The organism is Serratia sp. MYb239 (assembly GCF_002966855.1).
Lineage (GTDB): Bacteria > Pseudomonadota > Gammaproteobacteria > Enterobacterales > Enterobacteriaceae > Serratia_B > Serratia_B rhizosphaerae.
The window spans coordinates 217,276-236,774 of record NZ_CP023268.1; the positions used below are offsets into that span (position 1 = coordinate 217,276).

Genomic DNA, 19,499 nt, shown 5'->3' on the forward strand with positions numbered 1-19,499 from the left:
GGCGCATACGCGTCTTCCCAGAGATCTGCGGGATGTACTTACGCAGTAACAGGGAAGGTTATGTTTATCTATTTGATCGTTAACGATCAAATAATGCGTGGAATCGAACCAATGCAATCGAAGAAAAAAGCGATAGAAGTAAATGAATCCAGCCTGGCGGCGACCAAAACTGGTTATGATGCCGTTAATGATTTACTGCATTATCACCAACGCGGTAATGGGATTCAAGTTAATGGCAAGGACTCATTTTCTACTGAAGAGGCCGGGTTATATATTACCCGCACTAACCAAACCTGGAATGGAAAAGGCGTATTTGATACCCCGGTAAAACTGACCTTCTCATTTCCCGACTATCAGTTCAATTCCGCCAATGACGGCGGCGATCGCGGGTTAAGCAAGTTCAGCGCTGAACAGCAGCAGCAGGCCAAACTGTCGTTGCAGTCCTGGTCTGATGTGGCCAATATCACTTTTACCGAGGTGTCCGGCACGCAAAAAGCCAACATTACCTTCGGCAACTACAGCCAGGATCAGTACGGCCAGACCGACTATGACACCCAGGCCTACGCCTGGCTGCCGGGCTCCGGCAGCGTCTCTGGTCAAAGCTGGTACAACATTAACCAGTCCAATATTCAGCATCCGGCCTCTGAAGATTACGGCCGTCAGACCTTTACCCATGAAATCGGTCATGCCTTGGGGCTGAGCCACCCTGGCGACTACAATGCCGGCCAGGGCAACCCTTCCTATCGTGACGCCAGCTATGCGGAAGACAGCCGCATGTTCAGCCTGATGAGCTACTGGAGCGAAAGCAACACCGGCGGCGACAACGGCGGCCATTATGCCGCCGGCCCGCTGCTGGATGACATTTCGGCGATCCAGCACCTGTACGGCGCCAATATGAGCACCCGTACCGGTGATACGGTATACGGCTTTAACTCCAACACCGATCGCGACTTTTTCAGCACCAGCAGCAACGCGGAAAAAGTGATCTTCTCCGTGTGGGATGCCGGCGGTAACGATACCTTTGACTTCTCCGGCTATAGCGCTGACCAGCGCATCAACCTGAACGAGACGTCATTCTCCGACGTTGGCGGGCTGAAGGGCAACGTGTCGATTGCGGCCGGCGTGACCATTGAGAACGCCATCGGCGGCTCCGGCAACGACGTGCTGGTCGGCAATCAGGCCGACAACGTGCTGAAAGGCGGTGCGGGCAATGACGTGTTGTTCGGCGGCGGCGGTGCCGATGAGCTGTGGGGCGGCGCCGGCAATGACACCTTTGTGTTCTCTGCCGTCGGTGACTCCACCCCGGATGCGCCGGACTGGATCCGTGACTTCCAGAAGGGTATCGATAAAATCGATCTGTCATACTTTAACAAGGGCGGTGATGCGATTCACTTTGTCGACCAGTTCAGCGGTGCGGCGGGTGAGGCTCTGCTGACTTATGATGCCGCCAACAATGTCAGCGATTTGGCGGTGGACTTCGGCGGGCATAGTACGCCGGATTTCCTGGTGAAAATCGTTGGGCAGGCGGATGTAGCCACCGATTTTATCGTCTAGGCAGTAATCAGGCAGTTGCCGGTTGACCGGCAGGACGGGTGCGGCCCTTGTGCCGCGCCCGCCACGTTTACGGTGAACAGACCATGAGCAAACGACGGATGCGCGCCACCCTGGCGGTGGCCGCGATGATGACATATTGCATAACGACAGGAGCCGCTATGGCCAGCAGTTTGGTTCTTCCTTCCGCGCAGTCGCTGGCGGGTGAGTGGCAGGTCGCCAAGGGCGACACACAGTGCCGGGTTGCGTTGCGGGCTGACAAACAGCCGGCTGCCAACGGTTATCAGCTGCAGGATGCGCAGCAGTGTCTGCAGACGCTGCTGAGCGCGCCGGCGGCCGGCTGGCGTCCCGCACCGGACGGTATCGCGCTGCTGCAGGCCGACGGCAGCACGCTGGCGTTTTTTTCACGTGACGGCGATATTTATCGCCACCGCATCGGCGATGAGGACGGCCTGACGCTGAAGGCGCTGGACTGAATGGCGGGTTCGCGGCTGCGAACCCGTAAGCTTACAGATAGAGCGAACGCACGATCAGGAAGTGGCCGACAAAATAACAGAAGGCGACGATAGCGTCGGCGGCGCGAAACTTGGTGCGATAATGGCTCACCAGCCAGACAATGCTTGCCAGCAGCAGTAACGAGGTGCCGGTCAGCAACGAGAAACCGTAGTCGGTGCTGCGCAGGAAATATTGTTCCCCGGCCAGCCAGACCATCAGCAGCGTCATGCCGACGTAGGCAACGACCGCCCAGCGCTGCTCGGCGATCCGCGTCCACAGCGCCGCCAGCAGCAGCACGCCGATAATCAGCAGCGCCAGCGGCAGTGGCCAGAACAGGCTGAAGGTCATCTGGCTGGCGAAGCTGAGGGCATACAACAGATGAGCAAGGAAGAATGCGCCGAGGGCGTACAGTATCTGCTGGCGGGGCAACTGCAGCAAGGCATCGCCCGCCAGGGTTGCCAGCAGGCCAAAGACGATCAGATAACCGGCGGCGCCGAGCACCGGCGCCTGCCAGGCGAGCAGCAGCAATAGCAGCAGCGTGACGGGTTTGAACACCCAGCGTTGCCAGCTCGGGCCGCGATAGGCGGCGTCAACGTATAACCAACCGGAAAAGAATACGGCAAGGAATGGCCAACTCATATATCTTCCTTATTAGTCATCAGCGCCATAATCGGGCGGCGCGAAAAATGTCACCTGCGTCACTTCTTCAGTGTATACCTGGAATCAGGACCGCGATGTTATTTGTCCGGCTATAGAGAAGCACGTTGCGGTGCGGTAAGGTTTTTCACTGAGTGCTATGTTTACCCGCTTTTAGCGGCGAAGGGAATGGGAAAGAGATGAGTAAACCACCGCTGATTTTTATCGCCGTGGTGGCGCTGATTGCCGTACTGGCAACGCAGCGTTACTTCAGCCAGCGTAAGCAGGAGGCGGCGAACGACCGCGAGCCGGTGCGCGCCACGCAGGTTGTGGTGAGCGACAAACGCGCCTTTGCGGCCAGCACCAACCGCTCGCGCCAGCGTGAGCATATCGTCAATGAAGCGATGCGCTATGAGGTGACCTTTCAGCCGCAGCGCGGTGGTGAAAATATTGTGGTGCGGCTGAAGCAGCCGCAGTATGACCCGATAACGCCCGGTGCGCACGGCACCCTGAAGATGCAGGGCACGCGCTTTATCTCTTTTACCGCGCAGCGGTAAATGCGGAAGGTTACTTCTTCTTCAGCGGCGGCTGTTTTTTCTGCCAGGCCAGCAGCTCAAACACGCCGAAAATAAATATTTTGGCTTCCTGCCAGTAGCTGATGGGCTGATCCTTCGGCTGGGTGGATTTCAACAGCATCACCTGAAACCCGTGCATTATCACCATAAAGAACAGCGCCACGTCGATAAAGTACTTCAGCGGCTTGGGGAACGGGTGAATCAGGTTGGTCAGCAGGAAGCCCCATACGCATAACATCAGCAGGCGACCCAGATTAATCAGCATTTTCAGTTTTCTCTTTGGCGGAACGAATATAAAGACGATAGGCCACCTGTCCGGCGACCTTTTCACGGTGCAGCGCCCAGTTGGCCGGCACGTCGGCCGCGGCGCTTTCGGCCTCGGCCTCCACGTATACCCAGGCCTCATCGGCCAGCCAGCCTTGCTGCTCCAGCAGGTTGACGGTTTGCGCCAGCAGCCCCTTGCGGAACGGCGGATCGAGGAATACGACGTCATAGGCTGCGCCGGCGTTGGCCAGCCAGCTCAGCGCATTGGTATTGATCACCTGGCCGTTGCCGTTAAGCAGCGCCAGATTTTTTTCCAGCTGCTGGGCAACCGGGCGTTCGAACTCCAGCAGCGTGGCGCTGCCGGCATAGCGTGACAGCGCTTCCAGCCCCAGCGCGCCGCTGCCGGCAAAACAGTCCAGACAGCGCGCGCCCTGAATCACCGGCGCCAGCCAGTTAAACAGCGTCTCACGCACCCGATCGGTGGTAGGCCGCAGCCCGGCGCTGTTCGGCACCGGTAATTTACGTCCGCGCCACTGGCCGCCGATAATGCGGATTTGTCCGGCCGCGGCCGCCTGCGCTTTGCGGGGCGCGGGCCGTGACGATAGTCTTGCCATAAAAAGTCTTAATGTATTTCGCAGATCGAGAAAAGTTAACGCTATTCTAACGGGGAGAGCGTCCCGGGGAAATAGCGCGCTGTCTGGCAATTTGCGGTTTATGCGGCGGGATGTGCCGGCGAAGAGGCGTCGAGCAACGGCCATTGGCGGATTTTCACCTGCCGGATGCGTGTTGCTCCGCGAGGGAAAGTGATAGACTCGGGGGTTAAATTATTTTCGTTATTCAGCCATTGGTACGGAGTTAGGGTCACAGCATGGCAAAAGAAAAGAAACGTGGGTTTTTCTCCTGGCTGGGTTTCGGCCAAAAAGAAGAGAAACAGCCGGAACCACAGGCTGAACAGGCCGAGCCTGAAGCGGCGGCGGTAGAACCTGCGCCGGCGACCACGCTGGATGATAAGCTCCCCGCGCAGGAATCCGAGCCTGCCGCTTCTGTCGATCTGCCGGGCGAATGGGACGGCAGCACCGAACAGGTTGCCGAAAATGTGCCGGATATTGCGGCGCACGCTACGCCGGCGGCAGAAGCACAGGAAGAAGACGCTGAGACGGCGTCGGAAAGCGCTGCGCCGGTGTATACGCAGGACGAGATCGTTGAGGCGGTGATGCCGCAGGCGGAAGCGGATGCACCGCAGGCCGATGATATGACGGCAAGCGATGCCAAACCTGCCGAGAGCATCGACACGGCCGCGCCGGCCATCGCCGAGCTGCTGGTGGAGAAGGACGCGGCGCCGGAACATGCGCCGCAGCCCGAACGCGCCATACCGGAAGCGGAAGCGGAGCCGGTTGTAGAAGCTGAGCCGGTTGTCGAAGTTGAACCGGAAGCGGAAGCTGAACCGGTTGCGGAAGCTGAACCGGTTGTAGAAGCTGAACCGGTTGCAGAAGTTGAACCGGTTGTCGAAGCTGAACCGGTTGCGGAAGCTGAACCGGTTGCGGAAGCTGAACCGGTTGCGGAAGCTGAACCGGTTGTAGAAGTTGAACCGGTTGCGGAAGTCGAGCCGGTTGCAGAAGCTGAACCGGTTGCAGAAGTTGAACCGGTTGCAGAAGCCGAGCCGGTTGCGGAAGCTGAACCGGAGGTCGCGGCGGTAGCGCCGGCGGCGTCGCAGGAACAGGAGCGGCCGACCAAAGAAGGCTTCTTCGCCCGCCTGAAACGCAGCCTGGTTAAGACCAAACAGAACCTGGGGTCCGGTTTTGTCGGCCTGTTCCGCGGCAAGAAGATCGACGACGATCTGTTTGAAGAGCTGGAAGAACAGCTGCTGATCGCCGATGTTGGTGTGGAAACCACCAGTAAAATCATCAGTTCCCTCACTCAGCACGCCAGCCGTAAACAGCTGAAAGACGCTGAAGCGCTGTACGGCAAGTTGAAGGAGGAAATGTCCGAAATTCTGGCCAAGGTTGATCAACCGCTGGATGTCGGTGGTAAAACGCCGTATGTCATTCTGATGGTTGGCGTTAACGGCGTCGGCAAAACCACCACTATCGGTAAACTGGCGCGTCAGTTCCAGGCCGAGGGCAAGTCGGTGATGCTGGCGGCGGGGGATACCTTCCGCGCCGCAGCGGTAGAGCAGCTGCAGGTGTGGGGCGAACGTAATCACATTCCGGTGGTGGCGCAGCATACCGGCGCTGATTCCGCTTCGGTGATCTTTGATGCGGTGCAGGCGGCCAAAGCGCGCGGCGTCGACGTACTGATTGCCGATACCGCCGGACGTTTGCAGAATAAATCCCACCTGATGGAAGAGTTGAAGAAGATCGTCCGGGTAATGAAAAAACTGGACGAGGACGCCCCCCATGAGGTTATGCTGACGCTGGACGCCAGTACCGGTCAAAATGCGGTCAGCCAGGCGAAATTATTTAATGAAGCCGTAGGGTTAACCGGCATCACGCTGACTAAACTGGACGGTACCGCCAAGGGCGGGGTGATCTTCGCCATTGCCGATCAGTTCGGCATTCCGATTCGCTATATCGGCGTTGGCGAAGGCATCGAAGATTTGCGGCCGTTTAAGGCTGACGATTTTATTGAGGCACTTTTTGCCCGAGAGGATTAATACGGATGATTCGCTTTGAACAGGTCAGTAAAGCTTATCTGGGCGGGCGTCAGGCGTTGCAGGGGGTGGATTTTCATCTGCGCCCGGCAGAAATGGCGTTTCTGACCGGCCATTCCGGGGCGGGTAAGAGTACCCTGCTGAAGCTGATATGCGGCATCGAACGGCCGAGCGCCGGCCATATCTGGTTCGCCGGTCATGACATCAGCCGGCTGAGAAACAGCGAGGTGCCGTTCCTGCGCCGCCAGATCGGCATGATTTTCCAGGACCACCATCTGCTGCTGGATCGCACGGTGTATGACAACGTGGCGATGCCGCTGATTATCGCCGGCGCCAGCAGCGAAGATATCCGCCGTCGCGTGTCGGCGGCGCTGGACAAGGTAGGCCTGCTGGACAAAGCGAAGAACTTTCCGATCCAGCTGTCCGGCGGTGAACAGCAGCGCGTGGGCATCGCCCGTGCGGTGGTGAACAAACCGGCGGTGCTGCTGGCGGATGAACCGACCGGCAACCTGGACGACGCGCTGTCGGAAGGTATCCTGCGCCTGTTTGAAGAGTTTAACCGCGTTGGGGTAACCGTCCTGATGGCGACCCACGACACCGGGCTGATCGCCCGCCGCAATTACCGTATTCTGACGCTCAGCCAGGGCCGCATGATAGGAGGAGCGCAGCATGGCGAATAGTAAAAAAACCGCCAAGAGCAAGGCGCTGCGCGGCGGCTGGCGCGAACAGTGGCGCTATGCGTGGATGAATGCGATCAAAGACATGCTGCGTCAGCCGCTGGCGACGTTGCTGACGGTGATGGTGATCGCCATCTCCCTGACGCTGCCGAGCGTGTGCTACATCGTGTGGAAAAACGTCAGCACGGCGGCAACCCAATGGTATCCAACACCGCAGCTGACGGTGTATCTCGATAAATCGCTCGACGATGACGCTGCGGTCAAGGTGCTGGACACCATCAAGGCTGAAGCGGGCGTCGAGAAGGTGAACTACCTGTCGCGCGAAGAAGCGCTCGGTGAGTTCCGCAACTGGTCCGGCTTCGGCGGGGCGCTGGATATGCTGGAAGAGAATCCGCTGCCGGCGGTGGCGATTATCACGCCGAAAATGGACTTCCAGAGTTCAGACACCCTGAATACGCTGCGCGAGCGCGTAACGGCGGTGCAGGGCGTGGATGAAGTGCGTATGGACGACAGCTGGTTTGCCCGCCTGGCGGCGTTGACCGGGCTGGTGGGCCAGGTGGCGGCCATTATCGGCATTCTGATGGTGGTGGCGGTGTTCCTGGTGATCGGCAACAGCGTGCGTCTGAGCATCTTCAGCCGGCGCGACACCATCAACGTGATGAAGCTTATCGGCGCGACCGACGGCTTTATTCTGCGGCCGTTTCTTAACGGCGGCGCGATGCTGGGCTTCTTCGGCGCGCTGCTGTCGTTGATTCTGTCCGGCGCGCTGGTGTGGCAGCTGGAGTCGGTGGTGGCCGGCGTGGCGAAGGTGTTCGGCACCACCTTTACGCTGCACGGGCTGGGTTGGGACGAGGCATTACTGTTGTTGATCATCTCCGCGATGATCGGCTGGATTGCCGCCTGGTTGGCCACCGTGCAACATTTACGCCGATTTACACCACAGTAAAAAATTTTTTGATATACTCTTCTCCTGCTGCGTTTGCCGTGTTGCAGGAGAAGAGCCATCTCGGATCTTCTGGGATCCCGCCTCTGCTCAAGCGCACGAATTCCCTATCTGGCCGTCAGTTCATCGCGTATTGTCATGAACATTGCGATCGAAAAACGGTGAACTTTTAGGGTAGAGCACGGTCAAAAATTGCAGCAAATGTTAAGGTGCCCGGCGTGTGGAACCGTTTTGCAATGATCACCGTAAATCAATGACTCCCCGCCAAACAGATACTCAACAGGCTCAATCGGCAACCGACAAACCTCCTTACAGAGGCTTGGCAGCAACAGCGTTGTGATGTGCAGCAGCAGTATCGTCACCTGTACGATCGGTTTTATTAGAGAGAGGGTTTGAATGACCAAAGAAATGCAAACTTTAGCCTTAGTACCCCAAGGCAGCTTGGAAGCCTATGTTCGGGCCGCCAACGCCTATCCGATGCTTACGGCAGAGGAAGAGCGGGAGCTGGCTGAACGGCTGCATTACCAGGGCGATTTGGATGCGGCCAAGCAGCTGATCCTGTCTCACCTGCGCTTTGTCGCTCATATTGCCCGTAATTACTCGGGTTACGGCCTGCCGCAGGCGGACCTGATCCAGGAAGGTAATATCGGCCTGATGAAAGCTGTGCGCCGTTTTAATCCGGAAGTTGGCGTGCGTCTGGTTTCCTTTGCGGTGCATTGGATCAAGGCAGAAATTCACGAATACGTACTGCGTAACTGGCGTATCGTCAAAGTCGCTACCACCAAGGCGCAGCGCAAGCTGTTCTTTAACCTGCGTAAAACCAAGCAGCGTCTGGGCTGGTTCAACCAGGACGAAGTCGAGCTGGTGGCGCGTGAGCTGGGCGTATCCAGCAAAGACGTGCGCGAGATGGAATCCCGCATGGCGGCGCAGGACATGACCTTCGACCCGACGCCGGACGACGAAGCGCGCGACGGCCAGTCGATGGCGCCGGTGCTGTACCTGCAGGACAAAACGTCTGACTTCGCCGAAGGTATCGAAGAAGACAACTGGGAGAGCAACGCCGCCGACAAGCTGGCCTATGCGCTGGAAGGTCTGGATGAGCGTAGCCAACATATTATTCGCGCCCGCTGGCTGGACGATGAGAACAAGTCCACCCTGCAGGAACTGGCCGACCGCTACGGCGTTTCCGCCGAGCGTGTGCGTCAGTTGGAAAAGAACGCCATGAAAAAACTGAAAATGGCGATCGAAGCATAATTGCTGATGCAGTCAAAAAACCCGGCAGAGCCGGGTTTTTTTATGCCTGTCGTCCGCCGCGGCGGTTCAGGACTTGGCGGTTAACGCATTGAAGTCCGGCGCCGGGCACTGATAGCCGAACTTATTTAGGGCGGCATCCGGCTTGCCGTTGGCGAGGTAGCGTTTATACAGCGCGCGGCCGGTTTTGGCATCGCGCTTGATCACCCAACTGGCGGCGTTGCACAGCACCGCGCCGTACGCCTGGTTTTTCGGCGGCAATAAGTCCGCAGCCTTCTGCGCCGCCGCTACCGCCTGCCAGCGGTAGTGCAGGAAGCGGTTGTCCTGCGGCGGCAATGCCTTGGCGGCGCGCGCGGCCTCTGCCGTGGTGATCCAGCTTTTGTGCGTCAACTCACGGGTGTCGAAGGCGTCGCCCAGGTAAGAGTACCCGGCGCCATATATGCCGTAGTCCGGCGTCATTTCATAGCCGGTCAGCTCTAGCCCCTGTTCACGCAGCAGCGTTGCAGTCTGGTAGTAGGCCTGCGCTCGCGCCAGTTTGCTATTGCTGCCTTGCTGCGCAAGGCTGAACTGCTGCGCCAGTTGCTGGGCGGCGGCGCGATAATTTGGCACAGCGAAATAGTTCTGCGCTTCCTGATAGCGTTCAGCGCGCATCAGACGCCGGGCCAGCAGCTGGCGCAGGTGGATATCAGGCGTCAGCACCTGGCCGTTATACACGTTCGGCTCCTCCGGTTTGAGCGGCTGACTGGGCGGCGGCACCTGCTTATCGACAAACGCTTTCAGCTCGTCAACCGTCAGCACCCGCTCGGCCACGTCGGCGACATCCGCCCAATACAGATCCTTACTGCGGTACAGCAGCGTCAGCGCCTGCAGATAATCGCCGCGGTTCAGCGCCAGAATCGCCTGTTCGCCGGCGATGCGGCAGTCCGGGATAATGGTTTCCTGCGCGTAATTGTCCCCGCGCTGTTCGCCCCAGCTTTCATCCGCCGGGAAAGCGGCCGCCGCTTTGGCGTAGGCGGCAGTGGCGTCCTGCAGCTGGCCGTCGCGCAGCGCCATTTTGGCGCGCAGCCACCAGGCAAGGCCGGAGTCACCGGCATGGCGCAGCAGGCTGGCGGCGAGCGGGTAGTTACCGGATCGGTAGGCCAGCGCCGCCAGGCGGTCGCTGCCGTTGAAGCCGCTTTTTGTCTCGGCGTCCAGCAGCGTCAGCAAACGTTGGGTAATCTGCTGCGAACGTGGGGGCGAACTGTCATTATCCTGTGCCTGCAGGTTGCCGCTGCGGGCGAACAGCTCGACGGTCACCAACTGCTGTACCAGCGGATCGGCCACGATCTTTTTCAGCTGTTCGAAGTGCTGCGGATCGACCAGATAGCTGGCGACATATTGCAGCGACCGCCCACCTTGCGCATCACCCTGCGCCGCCTGCTGCGCATAGAGGTGTGCGGCGCGGCCGATATCACCCAGCCAGAAATGGATGCGCGCCTGCTGCCCGAGGCTGCTGAGCGCCAACTGGTCCGGATCGTCGCTGCCGCTTTTCACGCGGTCGATAACCTGCTGAAAGGCGGCCAGCGCCTGACGCAGCTGCGCCGGGTCCGGACGAGGAGGTGTGGCGGAGGTATCGGCGTCTTCCGGCGTCCCGTAGTCGTTCATCAGCAGCCGGCCGAGGGAGTAGCGCGCGCGCAGCCCCCATGCTCTCTGCTCGCTATCCGGCAGGGCCAGCACCTGCTGAAAGTAGTCCGCAGCGCGCGGATCGCGGGCGGCAAAGGCGACGGCGCCCAGCGTGTACTGGCGTGCGGCGGCGGACAGTACCTGGCCGTTGACGGCGTCGGCTTCTTCCACGGTTTTGGCAGCGCGCATCTGTTTAATGGCGACGGTTTCCGGCGACAGCGGCATCGGTTTCATCGGGCCTGGCGGCGGCGGTGCCTGCCAGCGCGGCAGTTGCGGGTCGATCGGCGTCAGACGGCTGGTTTCAAAGGTGAAATTGCCTTCTGGCATCGACAGCAGCGTGCCGTTGCGGTCGAGCAGCAGACGGTTGGGAAAATCCGGGCCGCAGGCCTGCGCCAACGGCGCGCCCAGCGTGGCGGCGATGGCGATGCTCAGCGTCAGCGGCCGGGCGGTGCGAAAATTAAGGTGTAACACGAATGCCTCCTGGCGTCAGATGTTGGCAGCGCAGCCAACCTAGCGGGCGTGATTGCCCGGCGCGCACCAACTCATCCCCGGTGCGGATAAAACGCAGCTGCGTGGCCGTTGAGTCCAGCCGGTAACGGCCAACCGCGTCGGCGGCCAGACAGTCGCCGGCCGCCAGCGTAACCGCCGTGGGCAGCGGCGCATCGGCTGGCCCATCATTGGCAATTATCAGATCATACAGGCCGTTTTGCTGTGGTTGCGGGCGCATTTTTACCTGCCAGCGGCTGTGTAAAGGCTGCTGACGGATCACCCTGCGCAGGGTATTCATCGACCAGGCACGGCGGTCGCCGGCCAGCGGCAGGCGAAACCAGACCACGCCCCGCAGATGCGGTTGCGGATGTGCAGACAGCCGCTGCAGAAAGTCGGCGATGTGCTGCGGCGCGACCGTCAGCTCGCGCAGGCTGCCCGCCACGCGCAGTGAGGCTTCGCTCTCCACCTGCGCGCCCTGCGCATCAACGCCGACCAACCCCATGCCGTAGGCCGGCAGAGCAATGCGGAAGGGTTTATTGGTCACCTGGGCGTAACGCTGCGTCCAGCGCAGCGCCAGCCGGCTGTCAAACAGCCCCTGCTGCGGGGAGAGTACGGCGTGTAATTGCAACACCGAGCTGTCAACCTGCCGCAGCAGGGCCGGCAGCTGCGGCGAGTCGAGCCAGGCCGGCAGTGCGGTGATGCTCAGCTGTACGTCTGCCGGCAGCTGTCGGCGCAGGCGCCGGAGCGCATCGCGGTACTGCGGCAGGCGGGCGGTGGCGGCGTCGTGATCGATCTCGATACCGACCACGGACAGCCCGGCGGCGCGGTATTGCTGCACTAGCTGCAGCAGCCGGGAATATAACCGCTCCTCATCCCAGCGCGGCTGCGAACCGTCCAGACGCGCCACCAGCCACAGCGGGCGGCCGTCCTGCTTCAGCAGCGCGGTATCGACCGGCATCACCCGCAGCCCTTCGCGCGGATGCAGTTGCAGAGCGAGAATACGTAAGCTGGAAAACAGATCGCGGCTGGCGGCCAGCGCCGGGGCGTGCTGAGCGCTCCAGACCCGTTGCCACAGATAAACCTGCTGATCCCAGACCGGCGGCGCCGACAGCGCCTGATGGCGCCCGGCTAACCAGGCGCCGAAAGCCAGCAGAACTAGCAACAGCGCAGCCGCCCAGCGTTTCATTTTTGCCAGATTTCGCCGTGCACGCTGAAGCCGCAGGCGCGCATAAAGTTTTCCACCTCACCGCGTTCACGGGCGGCGAGATCGGCGGTGGAGAGCTGCCAATGGGCAGCCTGCGGCAGCTGACGCTGCATATCCTGCACCAGATAGAGGCCGACGCCGCGACGGCGGGTGACTTCACGCACCAGCAGGTCGTGCAGCTGCGCCGTGTCGCCATCCAGCGAGACCTTTACCGCGCCTAACAGGCGTTCGTTAAAGCGTGCGCCAAACAGCGCCCGTTCGCCGGTTAACCAGGATTGCCACTGCCCCGCTGTCTGGTGCGGCCAGATTTTTCCAAGATCGATCAGGTCCTGTGCGGACAGCGCGGTTAACCGTTCGATAGTGAGTTTCATGCAACATTTCCGGACAAATTAGCGATGGCGTCAGTGTAATAGATCTTGCTGGTCACGATGTGTAACTTTTTCTGTACGACGGATTCGCAGAATGTTTTTCCGTGCGGTAATTTTCCGAGTAAAAAATTAGTAAACAGATTGTTAACCAGTGTAACGCGCTGCATAAAGGAGGAAATAGCTCAGATTTCATCCATACTTTATCCTGTTTACATCGCTTGTTTCTGGATGGTCAAGTTGATTTGCAGAAGAAAACTCCTGTTTAATGGCATGAAAAATAAGGTCTTATAAGAAAATATTGCCGTTTAAATGCCTAAGTCATTATTACTTATGAATAAAGCGCTGATGCGTCGGCATGGCAAACACAACGGACAGCTTCACACACAACAACAGACGGGGATGATGCGGATGAAAGTAACCAAGGGTAAGGCATGGTTGGCCGGCTGCATCGCCATGGCGATGAGCCACGGCGCGCTGGCGGAAGAGATTAAAGTGGCCGTCGTCGGGGCGATGTCCGGCCCGGTGGCGCAATACGGCGATATGGAATTTACCGGCGCGCGTCAGGCGATCGCCGATATCAACGCCAAGGGCGGCATCAAGGGTGACAAACTGGTGGCGGTCGAATATGACGATGCCTGCGATCCGAAGCAGGCGGTGGCGGTGGCCAACAAAGTGATCAACGACGGTATTCGCTATGTAATCGGCCACCTGTGTTCGTCATCCACCCAGCCGGCGTCGGATATCTATGAAGACGAAGGGATGATTATGATTACCCCGGCGGCCACCAATGCCGATCTGACGACCCGTGGTTACCAGATGATCATGCGCACCACCGGGCTGGATTCCGACCAGGGGCCGACCGCCGCCAAATACATTATGGAAACCCTGAAGCCGCAGCGCATCGCCGTGGTGCACGATAAGCAGCAGTACGGCGAAGGCCTGGCGCGCGCGGTGCGCGACAGCCTGCAGAAAGCGGGGGTGAAACCGGTCATGTTTGAAGGGATCACCGCCGGCGATAAGGACTTCTCCACGCTGGTCGCCCGCTTGAAAAAAGAGAACGTGGACTTTGTCTACTTCGGCGGCTATTACCCGGAAATGGGGCAGATTCTGCGCCAGGCCAAACAGGCCGGGCTGAAGACCCGTTTTATGGGGCCGGAAGGGGTGGGCAACTCCTCGCTGTCGAATATCGCCGGCGCGGCGTCGGAAGGCATGCTGGTAACGCTGCCGAAGCGTTACGATCAGGTGCCGGCCAACAAAGCGGTTGTCGATGCGCTGAAGGCCAAGAAGCAGGATCCTACCGGTCCTTTCGTCTGGACCACCTATGCGGCGCTGCAGGCGCTGACGACCGGCATGGAGCGCAGCGGCAGCCAGGAGCCGGAGGATATCGTCAAGGATCTGAAGGCCAAGCCGGTGGATACCGTGATGGGGCCGCTGAGCTGGGATGAGAAGGGCGACCTGAAAGGCTTCGAGTTCGGCGTTTTCGAATGGCACGCCGACGGCACCTCGACGCCGGTGAAGTAACCGACCTTTCGTCTTTCACGTTGCAGTCTTGCCGGGGAAAGGCGCATCCCGGCGGGCGTGGGCGCGGCATGCCGCGCCCTGCACTCAACGCGCAGCCGAGGGTCCGCGTATGTCTGAGCAGTTTCTCTATTTCCTGCAGCAAATGTTCAACGGGGTGACGCTGGGCAGCACCTATGCCCTGATCGCCATCGGTTACACCATGGTGTACGGCATTATCGGCATGATTAACTTCGCCCACGGCGAAGTGTATATGATCGGCAGCTATGTCTCGTTTATCGTCATCGCCGCGCTGATGATGTTCGGCATCGACGCCGGCTGGCTGCTGATCGGCGCGGCGTTTTTGGTGTCGATCGTGATCGCCAGCGCGTACGGTTGGAGCATCGAGCGGGTGGCCTATAAGCCGGTGCGTTACTCCAAACGGCTGATCGCGCTGATCTCCGCCATCGGCATGTCGATCTTCCTGCAAAACTACGTCAGCCTGACGCAGGGCTCGCGCGATCTGGCGCTGCCGAGCCTGGTGACCGGCCGCTGGGTGCTGGGGGAAAGCAACGGCTTCGCCGCTACCGTCAGCACCATGCAGCTCACCATCTGGGTGGTCACCTTCCTGGCGATGCTGGCGCTGACGCTGTTTATCCGCTATTCACGCATGGGGCGTGCCTGTCGCGCCTGTGCGGAAGATTTAAAAATGGCCAGCCTGCTGGGCATCAACACCGATCGGGTGATCTCGCTGACCTTCGTGATCGGAGCGGTGATGGCGGCGGTGGCCGGCGTGTTGCTGGGGCAGTTCTATGGCGTGATTAATCCGTATATCGGCTTTATGGCCGGGATGAAGGCCTTTACCGCCGCCGTGTTGGGCGGCATCGGCAGCATTCCGGGGGCGATGATCGGCGGTCTGGTGCTGGGGGTGGCTGAAGCGCTGACCTCGGCCTACCTGAGCGCCGAATATAAAGACGTGGTGTCATTCGCCCTGCTGATCGTGGTGCTGTTGGTGATGCCGACCGGGATTCTGGGCCGTCCGGAGGTTGAGAAGGTATGAAACTCAATCTGCTTAATGCCCTGCTCGCCGCGGCGGTGCTGTTTGTGATGGCGGCCTTTCTGATGGGGATGCAGCTGGGCCTGGACGGCACCAAACTGGTGGTGCGCGGCGCGGCAGAAGTGCGCTGGATGTGGATTGGCATCGGCTGCGCGGTGGTGTTTGTTTTTCAGCTGCTGCGTCCGCTGTTGCAGCAGGGGCTGAGTAAAGTGAGCGGCCCGGCCTGGGTATTGCCGAGCTTTGACGGCAGCACGCCGCGACAAAAGCTACTGGCCGCGCTGCTGATCGCCGCTGCCGTCGCCTGGCCGTTTCTGGTGTCGCGCGGGACGGTGGATATCGCCACCCTGACGCTGATCTACGTCATGCTGGGGCTGGGGCTGAACGTGGTGGTGGGGCTGTCCGGCCTGCTGGTACTGGGCTACGGCGGCTTTTATGCCATCGGCGCCTACACCTATGCGCTGCTCAACCACTATTACGGCTTTGGTTTCTGGGAGAGCCTGCCGCTGGCGGGGATGGTGACCGCGGCGTTCGGTTTTCTGCTGGGGTTCCCGGTTCTGCGGCTGCGCGGCGACTATCTGGCGATCGTCACGCTCGGCTTCGGGGAGATCGTGCGCATTCTGCTGCTGAACAACACCGAGATCACCGGCGGGCCGAACGGCATCAGCCAGATCCCGAAGCCGACCCTGTTCGGGCTGGAGTTCAGCCGCAGCGCACGCGACGGCGGCTGGGATACCTTCCATAACTTCTTTGATCTGAAATATGACCCCAGCGACCGCATTATTTTCCTCTATCTGGTGGCGCTGCTGCTGGTGGTGCTGACGCTGTTTGTGATTAACCGTCTGCTGCGCATGCCGCTGGGGCGCGCCTGGGAGGCGCTGCGTGAGGATGAGATCGCCTGCCGCTCGCTGGGGTTAAGCCCGACCAAAATTAAGCTGACGGCATTTACCATCAGCGCCGCCTTCGCCGGTTTTGCCGGCACGTTGTTCGCCGCGCGTCAGGGGTTTGTCAGCCCGGAGTCCTTTACCTTCGTCGAATCGGCGTTTGTGCTGGCGATCGTGGTGCTGGGCGGTATGGGCTCGCAGTTTGCGGTGATCCTGGCGGCGGTTCTGCTGGTGGTGTCGCGGGAGATGATGCGTGATTTAAATGAGTACAGCATGCTGCTGCTGGGGGCGCTGATGGTGCTGATGATGATCTGGCGGCCGCAGGGGCTGCTGCCGATGAAGCGTCCGCAGATGAAGCTGAAAGCGGCGGATATTCAGGCGGCGAAGGAGGAGCAGCCATGAGCGCGCAACCTTTGCTGACGGTCGAAGGACTGTCGATGCGTTTTGGCGGACTGCTGGCGGTGAATAACGTCGGCCTGACGCTCAATCAGGGAGAGATTGTCTCGCTGATTGGCCCGAACGGCGCGGGCAAAACCACCATCTTTAACTGCCTGACCGGCTTCTACCGCCCGACCAGCGGCACGGTTCGCCTGCGTGAACGTCAGTTGGCGGGGCTGTCCGGCCAGGCGATCGCCCGGCTGGGCGTGGTGCGCACCTTTCAGCACGTGCGCCTGTTCCGAGAAATGACGGTGGTGGAAAACCTGCTGGTGGCGCAGCACCAGCATTTACGCAGCGGGGTGTTCGCCGGGCTGCTGAAAACGCCGGCCTTTCGCCGCGCCGAAGCCGACGCGCGTGAGCGGGCGGCGGTGTGGCTGGAGCGCGTCGGCCTGCTGGAGATGGCCAACCGTTCGGCGGGCAATCTGGCCTACGGCCAGCAGCGGCGGCTGGAGATCGCCCGCTGCATGGTGACGCGCCCTGAACTGCTGATGCTGGATGAACCGGCGGCGGGGCTGAACCCGAAGGAGACCGCCGAGCTGGATCGGCTGATTGTCGAACTGCGCAATCAGCATCAGGTCTCGGTGCTGCTGATTGAGCATGATATGAAGCTGGTGATGGGGATTTCCGACCGGATCTATGTGGTGAATCAGGGCGCGCCGTTGGCGCAGGGGACACCGGAGCAAATTCGCCATAACCCGGATGTGATCCGGGCATACCTGGGGGAAGCGTAATCATGATGCTGTCGTTTAATCAGGTTTCCGCCCATTACGGAAAAATTCAGGCGCTGCATCAGGTCAGCCTGACCATCCGCCAGGGGGAGATTGTCACGCTGATCGGCGCCAACGGCGCCGGCAAAACCACCTTACTGGGCACGCTGTGCGGTGAACCGCGCGCCAGCGAGGGAACGGTCACGCTGCTGGATCAGGACATCACCCGCTGGCCGACCTCGCGGATTATGCGCGAAGCGGTGGCGATCGTGCCGGAAGGACGGCGGGTGTTTGCACGCATGACGGTGGAAGAGAATCTGGCAATGGGCGGCTTCTTCGCCGCACGTCCGCAGTATCAGCAGCGGCTGGAGCGGGTATTCCAGCTGTTCCCGCGCCTGCGGGAGCGCCGCGGGCAGCGCGCCGGCACCATGTCCGGCGGCGAGCAACAGATGCTGGCTATCGGCCGGGCGCTGATGAGCCAGCCGAAACTGCTGCTGTTGGATGAACCGTCGCTCGGTCTGGCGCCGATCGTTATCCAGCAGATTTTCGACACCATAGAACAGCTGCGCGCGGAGGGGATGACCATCTTCCTGGTGGAGCAGAACGCCAATCAGGCGCTAAAGCTGGCGGATCGCGGTTATGTACTGGAAAACGGCCGCGTGGTGTTGGAAGATACGGGAGCTGCATTGTTAGCAAACGAAGCAGTTCGCTCCGCCTATCTGGGGGGCTGACCCCGGTGATTGCCCGGGGCGTCGGGGCGCCTGTCGCGCGCCCCTTTTCTTACCGATTACGAGATAAAAAGATAAATCATGAACGCTGAAGGACTTCTCGCCCAACGTATTATCAATGTTAAAAGCTCTGCCATTCGTGAATTACTCAAACAAAGCAAAATGCCGGGCGTCATCTCACTGGCGGGCGGCATTCCTTCCGATGCGCTGTTCGACTTCGAGGGGTTGAGCATCGCCACCCGGCAGGCGATCGATGAACAGCCGAAAAGCGCGTTCCAGTATGGCCTGACGGAGGGCAGCCCGCTGCTGCGCGAACGAATCTGCACGCTGTGTGCCGAACGTGGGGTGCAGGCGCGGCCGGAAGATGTGATGGTCACCGCCGGCTCGCAGCAGGCGCTGGATCTGGTGATGCGCACCGTGGTGAACCCGGGTGACGTGTTTGTGGTGGAAAGCCCGACCTATCTGGCGGCGCTGCAGACGCTGGAGCTGGCGGAAGCCACGGTGATGTCGGTCTCCTCCGACAGCGACGGCATGGTGGTGGACGAACTGGCCGAGCTGCTGAAAACGCAGCGCATCAAAGGGGTATACGTGGTGCCGACCTTCGGCAACCCGAGCGGCCTGACGCTGAGCGCCGCGCGCCGTGAACAGCTGGTCCGGCTGGCGGCGGAGCATAACTTCCTGATTATTGAAGATGACCCCTACGGCGAACTGCGCTTTACCGAAGAGCGCAACGCCACGCTGTATCAGGTGGCGCAACGGTTGCTGGGGCATACCGATAACGTGATTTACACCTCAACCTTCTCGAAAATCCTGGCGCCGGGCCTGCGTCTGGGCTGGGCGATCCTGCCGCCGCTGCTGCTGCAGAAGGTGGCGATTATCAAGCAGGCGGCGGATCTGCACGCCAGTGCGCTGTCGCAGAGCATCGTCGAATGTTATCTGGGCCTCGGCCGCCTGCCGGCGCAGATCGACACCATCCGTCGTGCTTACCAGCAAAAAGGCGAGCTCCTGGCCGAACTGGTGCGCAGTGAACTGGGTGAGGTTATCGACTTCGATATGCCGAAAGGCGGCATGTTCCTGTGGGCGCGTTTCCGTCAGCCGTTCAACGCCACCGAATGGCTGAACGCGACGCTGGCCAACGGTGTGGTGTTTGTGCCGGGGGAATATTTCTTCGCCAACCGTCCGGATCGTTCTACGTTCCGTCTGTCGTTCGCCACCGCCAGCGAACAGGAGATGCAGGAAGCGGTGGCGCGTCTGCGCCGTTCGCTGTAACCCTGCCTGGCGGTGCGCATCATGCGCGCCGCCGACATTAAAACGCCATCTGCACTTAACCCTGCTGTCATCCCGCCGTCACCCAATCATTATTATTTTGTCATCTGCGCATGACATGTTTGCTGCCGAACAATAATCAATTCCTTTGCGCTCAGGC

Annotated in this window: 19 protein-coding genes; 13 read left to right on the top strand and 6 right to left on the bottom strand. The window is 60.3% G+C overall.

Annotated elements, in window-relative coordinates; genetic code table 11:
• Nucleotides 1-111: 111 nt before the first annotated feature.
• Both CLM71_RS00990 and CLM71_RS00995 read left to right on the top strand, forming a co-directional pair.
• The gene (locus CLM71_RS00990) at nucleotides 112-1,554 is read left to right on the top strand and encodes a serralysin family metalloprotease (RefSeq protein WP_105233183.1); all 1,443 of its coding nucleotides are present in this window, start codon (nucleotides 112-114) and stop codon (nucleotides 1,552-1,554) included.
• 158 nt (nucleotides 1,555-1,712) lie between these two features.
• A complete protein-coding gene (locus CLM71_RS00995) occupies nucleotides 1,713-2,027 on the top strand; it encodes an AprI/Inh family metalloprotease inhibitor (protein WP_232251578.1) in 315 nt (104 codons plus the stop codon).
• A gap of 31 nt (nucleotides 2,028-2,058) precedes the next feature.
• On the opposite strand, the gene CLM71_RS01000 is transcribed toward CLM71_RS00995, so the two are convergent.
• Nucleotides 2,059-2,685 (bottom strand): lysoplasmalogenase, encoded by a 627-nt coding sequence (locus tag CLM71_RS01000; RefSeq protein ID WP_105229368.1) that lies wholly within the window; start codon nucleotides 2,683-2,685, stop codon nucleotides 2,059-2,061.
• A gap of 197 nt (nucleotides 2,686-2,882) precedes the next feature.
• On the opposite strand from CLM71_RS01000, the gene CLM71_RS01005 reads away from it, so the two are divergent.
• Nucleotides 2,883-3,239, top strand: coding sequence for a DUF2500 domain-containing protein (locus CLM71_RS01005; protein WP_105229369.1), 357 nt, complete (start codon nucleotides 2,883-2,885; stop codon nucleotides 3,237-3,239).
• 10 nt (nucleotides 3,240-3,249) lie between these two features.
• On the opposite strand, the gene CLM71_RS01010 is transcribed toward CLM71_RS01005, so the two are convergent.
• Entirely contained in the window at nucleotides 3,250-3,522 is a 273-nt protein-coding gene (locus tag CLM71_RS01010; RefSeq protein ID WP_105229370.1) for a DUF1145 family protein, read from the bottom strand.
• On the bottom strand, nucleotides 3,512-4,135 hold the full coding sequence (gene rsmD, locus CLM71_RS01015) for a 16S rRNA (guanine(966)-N(2))-methyltransferase (RefSeq protein ID WP_105229371.1): 624 nt from the start codon (nucleotides 4,133-4,135) through the stop codon (nucleotides 3,512-3,514). Before rsmD ends, CLM71_RS01010 begins: the two co-directional genes overlap by 11 nt.
• A 254-nt stretch (nucleotides 4,136-4,389) precedes the next feature.
• Between rsmD and ftsY the strand changes: the two genes are divergently transcribed.
• The 4 genes from ftsY (at nucleotide 4,390) to rpoH (ending at nucleotide 9,045) form a co-directional block, all read left to right on the top strand.
• On the top strand, nucleotides 4,390-6,174 hold the full coding sequence (ftsY, locus tag CLM71_RS01020; RefSeq protein ID WP_105229372.1) for a signal recognition particle-docking protein FtsY: 1,785 nt from the start codon (nucleotides 4,390-4,392) through the stop codon (nucleotides 6,172-6,174).
• Between the two features lie 5 nt (nucleotides 6,175-6,179).
• Complete coding sequence (gene ftsE / locus CLM71_RS01025; protein ID WP_105229373.1) at nucleotides 6,180-6,851, top strand: cell division ATP-binding protein FtsE; 672 nt, start codon at nucleotides 6,180-6,182, stop codon at nucleotides 6,849-6,851.
• Nucleotides 6,841-7,794, top strand: a complete 954-nt coding sequence (gene ftsX, locus CLM71_RS01030; RefSeq protein WP_105229374.1) for a permease-like cell division protein FtsX — start codon at nucleotides 6,841-6,843, stop codon at nucleotides 7,792-7,794. Before ftsE ends, ftsX begins: the two co-directional genes overlap by 11 nt.
• Nucleotides 7,795-8,187: 393 nt before the next feature.
• Nucleotides 8,188-9,045 carry an RNA polymerase sigma factor RpoH gene (rpoH, locus tag CLM71_RS01035; RefSeq protein ID WP_105229375.1) on the top strand — a complete coding sequence of 286 codons (858 nt, stop codon included), beginning with the start codon at nucleotides 8,188-8,190 and terminating at the stop codon, nucleotides 9,043-9,045.
• Between the two features lie 66 nt (nucleotides 9,046-9,111).
• On the opposite strand, the gene CLM71_RS01040 is transcribed toward rpoH, so the two are convergent.
• From CLM71_RS01040 to panM, 3 genes are read right to left on the bottom strand one after another with little or no spacing between them, the layout of a single operon-like run.
• On the bottom strand, nucleotides 9,112-11,175 hold the full coding sequence (locus tag CLM71_RS01040) for a hypothetical protein (protein WP_105229376.1): 2,064 nt from the start codon (nucleotides 11,173-11,175) through the stop codon (nucleotides 9,112-9,114).
• A complete protein-coding gene (locus tag CLM71_RS01045; RefSeq protein WP_105229377.1) occupies nucleotides 11,162-12,379 on the bottom strand; it encodes a DUF3142 domain-containing protein in 1,218 nt (405 codons plus the stop codon). Before CLM71_RS01045 ends, CLM71_RS01040 begins: the two co-directional genes overlap by 14 nt.
• Entirely contained in the window at nucleotides 12,376-12,768 is a 393-nt protein-coding gene (gene panM / locus CLM71_RS01050; protein WP_105229378.1) for an aspartate 1-decarboxylase autocleavage activator PanM, read from the bottom strand. The genes CLM71_RS01045 and panM overlap by 4 nt, the downstream gene beginning before the upstream one ends.
• Nucleotides 12,769-13,173: 405 nt before the next feature.
• On the opposite strand from panM, the gene CLM71_RS01060 reads away from it, so the two are divergent.
• From CLM71_RS01060 to CLM71_RS01085, 6 genes are all read left to right on the top strand, one after another.
• Nucleotides 13,174-14,286 (top strand): branched-chain amino acid ABC transporter substrate-binding protein, encoded by a 1,113-nt coding sequence (locus tag CLM71_RS01060; RefSeq protein WP_105229380.1) that lies wholly within the window; start codon nucleotides 13,174-13,176, stop codon nucleotides 14,284-14,286.
• A gap of 109 nt (nucleotides 14,287-14,395) precedes the next feature.
• On the top strand, nucleotides 14,396-15,322 hold the full coding sequence (gene livH / locus CLM71_RS01065; protein WP_105229381.1) for a high-affinity branched-chain amino acid ABC transporter permease LivH: 927 nt from the start codon (nucleotides 14,396-14,398) through the stop codon (nucleotides 15,320-15,322).
• Nucleotides 15,319-16,602 (top strand): high-affinity branched-chain amino acid ABC transporter permease LivM, encoded by a 1,284-nt coding sequence (locus tag CLM71_RS01070; protein ID WP_105229382.1) that lies wholly within the window; start codon nucleotides 15,319-15,321, stop codon nucleotides 16,600-16,602. Before livH ends, CLM71_RS01070 begins: the two co-directional genes overlap by 4 nt.
• A complete protein-coding gene (livG, locus tag CLM71_RS01075; protein ID WP_105229383.1) occupies nucleotides 16,599-17,369 on the top strand; it encodes a high-affinity branched-chain amino acid ABC transporter ATP-binding protein LivG in 771 nt (256 codons plus the stop codon). The genes CLM71_RS01070 and livG overlap by 4 nt, the downstream gene beginning before the upstream one ends.
• Nucleotides 17,370-17,374: 5 nt before the next feature.
• On the top strand, nucleotides 17,375-18,076 hold the full coding sequence (gene livF, locus CLM71_RS01080) for a high-affinity branched-chain amino acid ABC transporter ATP-binding protein LivF (RefSeq protein WP_105233184.1): 702 nt from the start codon (nucleotides 17,375-17,377) through the stop codon (nucleotides 18,074-18,076).
• Between the two features lie 78 nt (nucleotides 18,077-18,154).
• Complete coding sequence (locus CLM71_RS01085) at nucleotides 18,155-19,342, top strand: PLP-dependent aminotransferase family protein (protein ID WP_105229384.1); 1,188 nt, start codon at nucleotides 18,155-18,157, stop codon at nucleotides 19,340-19,342.
• Nucleotides 19,343-19,499: the final 157 nt, after the last annotated feature.

Coding starts and splice junctions, on each gene's coding strand:
- CLM71_RS00990 (WP_105233183.1), top strand. CDS start 112: ATGCAATCGAAGAAAAAAGCGATAGAAGTAAATGAATCCAGCCTGGCG.
- CLM71_RS00995 (WP_232251578.1), top strand. CDS start 1,713: ATGGCCAGCAGTTTGGTTCTTCCTTCCGCGCAGTCGCTGGCGGGTGAG.
- CLM71_RS01000 (WP_105229368.1), bottom strand. CDS start 2,685: ATGAGTTGGCCATTCCTTGCCGTATTCTTTTCCGGTTGGTTATACGTT.
- CLM71_RS01005 (WP_105229369.1), top strand. CDS start 2,883: ATGAGTAAACCACCGCTGATTTTTATCGCCGTGGTGGCGCTGATTGCC.
- CLM71_RS01010 (WP_105229370.1), bottom strand. CDS start 3,522: ATGCTGATTAATCTGGGTCGCCTGCTGATGTTATGCGTATGGGGCTTC.
- rsmD (WP_105229371.1), bottom strand. CDS start 4,135: ATGGCAAGACTATCGTCACGGCCCGCGCCCCGCAAAGCGCAGGCGGCC.
- ftsY (WP_105229372.1), top strand. CDS start 4,390: ATGGCAAAAGAAAAGAAACGTGGGTTTTTCTCCTGGCTGGGTTTCGGC.
- ftsE (WP_105229373.1), top strand. CDS start 6,180: ATGATTCGCTTTGAACAGGTCAGTAAAGCTTATCTGGGCGGGCGTCAG.
- ftsX (WP_105229374.1), top strand. CDS start 6,841: ATGGCGAATAGTAAAAAAACCGCCAAGAGCAAGGCGCTGCGCGGCGGC.
- rpoH (WP_105229375.1), top strand. CDS start 8,188: ATGACCAAAGAAATGCAAACTTTAGCCTTAGTACCCCAAGGCAGCTTG.
- CLM71_RS01045 (WP_105229377.1), bottom strand. CDS start 12,379: ATGAAACGCTGGGCGGCTGCGCTGTTGCTAGTTCTGCTGGCTTTCGGC.
- panM (WP_105229378.1), bottom strand. CDS start 12,768: ATGAAACTCACTATCGAACGGTTAACCGCGCTGTCCGCACAGGACCTG.
- CLM71_RS01060 (WP_105229380.1), top strand. CDS start 13,174: ATGAAAGTAACCAAGGGTAAGGCATGGTTGGCCGGCTGCATCGCCATG.
- livH (WP_105229381.1), top strand. CDS start 14,396: ATGTCTGAGCAGTTTCTCTATTTCCTGCAGCAAATGTTCAACGGGGTG.
- CLM71_RS01070 (WP_105229382.1), top strand. CDS start 15,319: ATGAAACTCAATCTGCTTAATGCCCTGCTCGCCGCGGCGGTGCTGTTT.
- livG (WP_105229383.1), top strand. CDS start 16,599: ATGAGCGCGCAACCTTTGCTGACGGTCGAAGGACTGTCGATGCGTTTT.
- livF (WP_105233184.1), top strand. CDS start 17,375: ATGCTGTCGTTTAATCAGGTTTCCGCCCATTACGGAAAAATTCAGGCG.
- CLM71_RS01085 (WP_105229384.1), top strand. CDS start 18,155: ATGAACGCTGAAGGACTTCTCGCCCAACGTATTATCAATGTTAAAAGC.